Origin of the sequence: Mesorhizobium sp., from assembly GCF_004962245.1 — a bacterium.
GTDB lineage: Bacteria > Pseudomonadota > Alphaproteobacteria > Rhizobiales > Rhizobiaceae > Mesorhizobium.
Window position 1 is genome coordinate 1 of the sequence record NZ_SUHQ01000074.1, and the last position, 4,529, is coordinate 4,529.

At 58.4% G+C, this 4,529-nt stretch carries 4 protein-coding genes; 1 reads left to right on the top strand and 3 read right to left on the bottom strand.

The window, feature by feature from the left end; translation table 11 throughout:
* Window positions 1–112: 112 nt before the first annotated feature.
* Entirely contained in the window at window positions 113–598 is a 486-nt protein-coding gene (locus tag E5X88_RS33235) for a helix-turn-helix transcriptional regulator (protein WP_292168485.1), read from the top strand.
* Window positions 599–710: 112 nt separating this feature from the next.
* Here E5X88_RS33235 and repC read toward each other — a convergent pair whose 3' ends face one another.
* From repC to repA, 3 genes are all read right to left on the bottom strand, one after another.
* A complete protein-coding gene (gene repC / locus E5X88_RS33240; protein WP_292168486.1) occupies window positions 711–1,919 on the bottom strand; it encodes a plasmid replication protein RepC in 1,209 nt (402 codons plus the stop codon).
* 165 nt (window positions 1,920–2,084) lie between these two features.
* Window positions 2,085–3,077 (bottom strand): plasmid partitioning protein RepB, encoded by a 993-nt coding sequence (repB, locus tag E5X88_RS33245; protein ID WP_292168488.1) that lies wholly within the window; start codon window positions 3,075–3,077, stop codon window positions 2,085–2,087.
* The gene (repA, locus tag E5X88_RS33250) at window positions 3,074–4,282 is read right to left on the bottom strand and encodes a plasmid partitioning protein RepA (protein WP_292168490.1); all 1,209 of its coding nucleotides are present in this window, start codon (window positions 4,280–4,282) and stop codon (window positions 3,074–3,076) included. Before repA ends, repB begins: the two co-directional genes overlap by 4 nt.
* Window positions 4,283–4,529 lie beyond the last annotated feature (247 nt).

Genomic DNA, 4,529 nt, shown 5'->3' on the forward strand with positions numbered 1-4,529 from the left:
GGAAAAAGCTAGTCCTGGGGATTGGGACTAGTGCCGAGTCTAACAAAATTGGTACATAGTGCCGCCCTGCGGGCGGTTTTTCATCTGGAGGGATGGGTCCGTGACGCGGGATATGAACACCTATAAAAGTGCAAAGGGATTGGTGGAAACGACCGATCCTGAGATTGACAAGCCGATTTATCGACGCCCGGGGTTTGACGGCATCACGACCCTGGGCGAGATGGACAAGAAGATCGCGGCCTTTCTTCGCAAGGAGCGCGAGGACGAAGGGCTGACGCGCGCGGATCTCGCGCCTTTGCTTGGCCTGTCAATGCCTGTCTACGGGCGATACGAACGTGCTTTCTCCAAAATGCATGTCACTCGTATGATCCACCTCTGTGAAATCCTCGGCTTCATGCCGGTCGAAATGCTTTTTGAGGCTGCTCCTCATCTTTGGGGCCGGACGCCAGAGGAAGCCGAGGATCGTCTTGAACTGGCAAAACTTATGGCGGCCTTGTCCCACGACACGACGCGCGATCTCCTCGCCCTGGTTAAGCGCATGGTCGCACAGCAGAAGGCGGCTGACGCCGCCACGGCCTCATCGCCGACAAAGGAGTAAGGCCATTGAGCGACCCTGCTATCCTCCTTCGACAGTTGCAGCGCGTGAAGGTAATCGCCCGGGGTGCGCCCCTGATCAAACGTGTTGTCCGTTTAGGCGACAATCGCGCCCATCACCCTGCCCGCGCCTCACCCGATCGGCTTTGCGTTCGAAGAAGGCTCATCAGCATTGGTCCGACAGAAAACTGCCCTGCCCGCGCCTTCTCCGTCAGCACGCGCAAATAGCCGCCGGCGGAGTTAATATGCTGCGCCCGCTGCAGGATGCAGGCGACCACGATTGACGCCGTTTCCCGTCCCATGACGAGGCAGGCATCCCCGTATGCCGATGGCGACACGCCAAGATAGCCCCGCACCTGGGCGGCGGTCTCCATCAGGTCGCGCCAGTTGGCTATCCCATTCACAGCGTAGTCGATAATGTCCGGGCAGGCTTTCAATACAAGCCCAAGTTGATAACCTTTCGGCGGTTCCGTCGTTCGCCGTTCTTGCGCGACCGGTGCCCCGCTCTTTTCTGGAGCAGGTTCAAATTCAAAAATAGAGTCGGTATTTGAATCAGATTGCTGCCGTTCAAAACGATCGGCATTGCCGTTCGAATCTTCGACATTCATGTGCGAATCCAACAGGATGTCGATCTCCTCACGGATCTCGGCTAGGTCGGTCACAATCGGCGCCAGATCGACGATCGCCGCCCTCCGAGGAATCGCATCCACGATTGCCCTGAAACGCCTCCACAGGTCTCCCCAGTCGCCGGGAACATCTTCCTCGACGGCCGCTTCGATCAGCTTCTGGATATCCCGGCGGTGCAGCGTGATGCGCTCTCGCATGAGCCGGAGGGCACGATTGTCCGCTCGAACGCGTTCCGCTGCCTCCGCGAACTCGTCTGCACGCGCCAGTACTGGGGCAAGCGAGAAGCCGAACGCTTCCTCAAGGCCCCCTCCCCTCCCCTTGCGGGCGTACCGTTTGCCGTTCGGGCTGTCCCGGCGGACGATAAGGCCACTGTCCACCAAGGTCGCCAGGTGCCGCCGCAGCGTTACCTCCGACATCCCGTGAGACCGCAGGACCAGCTGTTTGTTCGAGGGGAACACGACCAGGCCGTTTTCCTCGCTCAGCTCGGTGTCCGGATAGAATGACAGCAGCGCTGCCAATACCGCCAGGGAGCGGTCCCCGATGCCGACGACAGCTTTTCCCTCACACAGGTCCCTGTAGACCTGCCATTTGTCGACAGCCTTCCCTTCCGCGATTTCTTTCGAGTCATTCTGCGCTGCCAGCATGGCAAGCGACATCGGTCGCCGCCCAAAGGGCGTCGTTGCAATACCCGTCTCCATTTCTTCCTTCGCCTTTCAATCAGGCAAAAGAAATCCGCTCGCCGACACGACGCTGTGACTCTTGACAGTGATTCGTGGAAATGCGATTCTCAGTTTGCTACAACTTTGAGAGAGGCTTCCACGACTAAGGTCGTTCGGGGGCCTTTTTCTTTTGCGGTTCTACTCCTACTTCGATTTGCTGCTTGCCTGCCAGTCGGCGTAGAGATCGTCCAGCCGCCCTGTCAGATATGCGCCGAAGCCCTCATCAGCCCCGGCAGTCTTGAGGGAGAGCGTATACGCCTTCCCGTTATCCTTGATCTTCCCAGCAACCTTGCCGTCCTGTGGCTTCCACTCGCTAACAGTCTGTTCCCGCTGGGGCTTCTTCGAAACCTCGGCCAAAACTAGCATGAAGCGCTCGTCCGAGCTCAGGGGCCCGAACTCGGGCTTCTGGATGGCATTACGGGCAGTTTCCAGCACGTTGGGTTCGGCGATCTTTTCAGCGAGTTCCATCCACCTGCGGCGGCCCATTGAGGGCGCTGCGCCGATGGCCTTGACGATTCCGCTCGGGATGCCTTTTGCGACGGAAAGCAGCTTGGAAAGCTCCGTTTTGTCGGTCGACAGCGCCTGCATAATGACATCCCGGCTGAAGTCGTGGCTTTCGAGGCTCGCTGCGAAGAGGGCCCGCTCGATGTACGAGAGATCCTTTCTTGCGGTGTTCTCGATGCCCTGCGCGACGACAAGCTCGTTGTCGGTCAACTGCCTGACAACCGCCCTCACCTTCCGCTTCAGAAGCCGGACAGCGCGAAGCCTCCGGTGCCCGTAGGCAACCTGGTAGCGACCTTCGAGATCGGGATGCTGCCTCACGAGTATCGGCACCTCTTGCCCGTTTTCCTCGATCGACCTTACGAAATCGTCCGTCGCAGTAACCTCACCGTCCAGGCGATCTCGCACGAACGAGCCGTCGATGAGTTCCGGATCGAGTTCGACAACCTTCTCGCCTGCCTTCAGGGCTTCCTGCAGTTCACGAGCTTCCTGATCCATGCGGTCAAGGGCAAGCCCCATCGTCCTTACGGGTCCTGCCAACACACGGCCTCCGTCGCCCTGCCCCGAAAAGTTGGCCGCGGCCAACTCGCGGCTGGTATCGGCAAAGATGCCCGTAAGCTTGTCCCGCCTGCTCATGTCCGCCCCCACGTTCTCTTGATGCCATCCAGGATTTCTCCGTTAACGGCGTCGAGGGATTCGATAGCCCGGTCGAATGTCGCGCGGCGAACTTGTCCCCTTTCAATTTCGTAGAGCGTCTGCTTTGTCAGCCCAGCATCGGCGATTGCCGTGGATTTCAGGACGGTCGCCGCCAGAACCTCGTCGCCAAACAAACTTCGCAGCAGGGCTACGATCTGCGCCTGCGGGCCGTCATGGGGCTCGTGGCGAGTGATGACGTAACGGATGAAATCATGGTTCAGGTCACCGCCTGCCTTGCGGACGACCGACAGCAGATCCGCGGTCATCAGCAGGAACTGGCTCATTGATGCGACGTCCACCATTTGCGGGTGGATTGTGATCAACAGGCTGGTCGCCGCACACACGGCACCCAGCGTCAGGTATCCAAGCTGTGGAGGGCAGTCGATGACGACGATGTCGTATTCGGCCTCGACTTCAGCCAAGGCCACGCCGACGCGCCTGAAGAAGATTTCGCTGTTGGTTGTCTTCCGCTCCATCAACGCGGTTGGGGTCTCGTGCTCGAATTCCATCAGCTCAAGGTTTCCGGGAACCAAGTCGAGGCCTGCGAAGTATGTCTTGCGGATGATGTCCTTAAGGGGCCGCCGTTTGTCGTCATAACGGATCGCGCCGTACAGGGTGTCGCCTTCCTCCAGATCGAATTCTGGCTGAACGCCAAGCATTGATGACAAAGAAGCCTGCGGATCGAGATCGACAGCAAGGACACGATATCCCTGTAGCGCAAGATGCTGTGCTAGGTAGATCGATGTCGTCGTCTTTGCGCTGCCGCCTTTGAAATTGGCAACGGCGATCGTCTGAAGCTTATCGCCTCTCCTTCGCCACGGCAGATATGTGATGGCGTCCTTCGGTTTGGCGGATGCCATGTGTTTCCGCAGATCGTTGATTTGTTCGAGGGTGTACGAGCGTCTTCCTGTCGGCGAGACAGCTGGCGAAGGGCCTTTGCCGTCCAGCGACAGCTGTCTAAGGTAGCCGTCTGACACTCCGACGATCTGAGCCGCCTCACCAGAGGTGAATGTTTTGAGCATTTTTTGCGAGGACGGCGGGAATAGGCGCTCTCGCAGCAACTGCAACTGCATAGACAGCTGCCGCGCGTGGTGTGAAATCCGCGCATCGGAAGAAATGGCCGTCGATACGTTTTGATTCTGCAACATCGATTTCCCCTTTCGATGCGCTTTTTACGCAGCAATTGCTAAAAATCCGTATCGAAAGTGACATGATTCGGTAACCATGCCAAGAACCCTTATGATTCAAGGGCTTCTGGCAAGCAGGCAGGCAAAGTTGGCCGCGGCCAACTTCTTCTTGTTTGTTGCTTCACGTGAAACGGGAAACGGGTTTTTCGCGGCCGGCGTGCCGTCACTGCGGAGCCGGGAGAAACCCCTTCCCCCGCCTGATTCA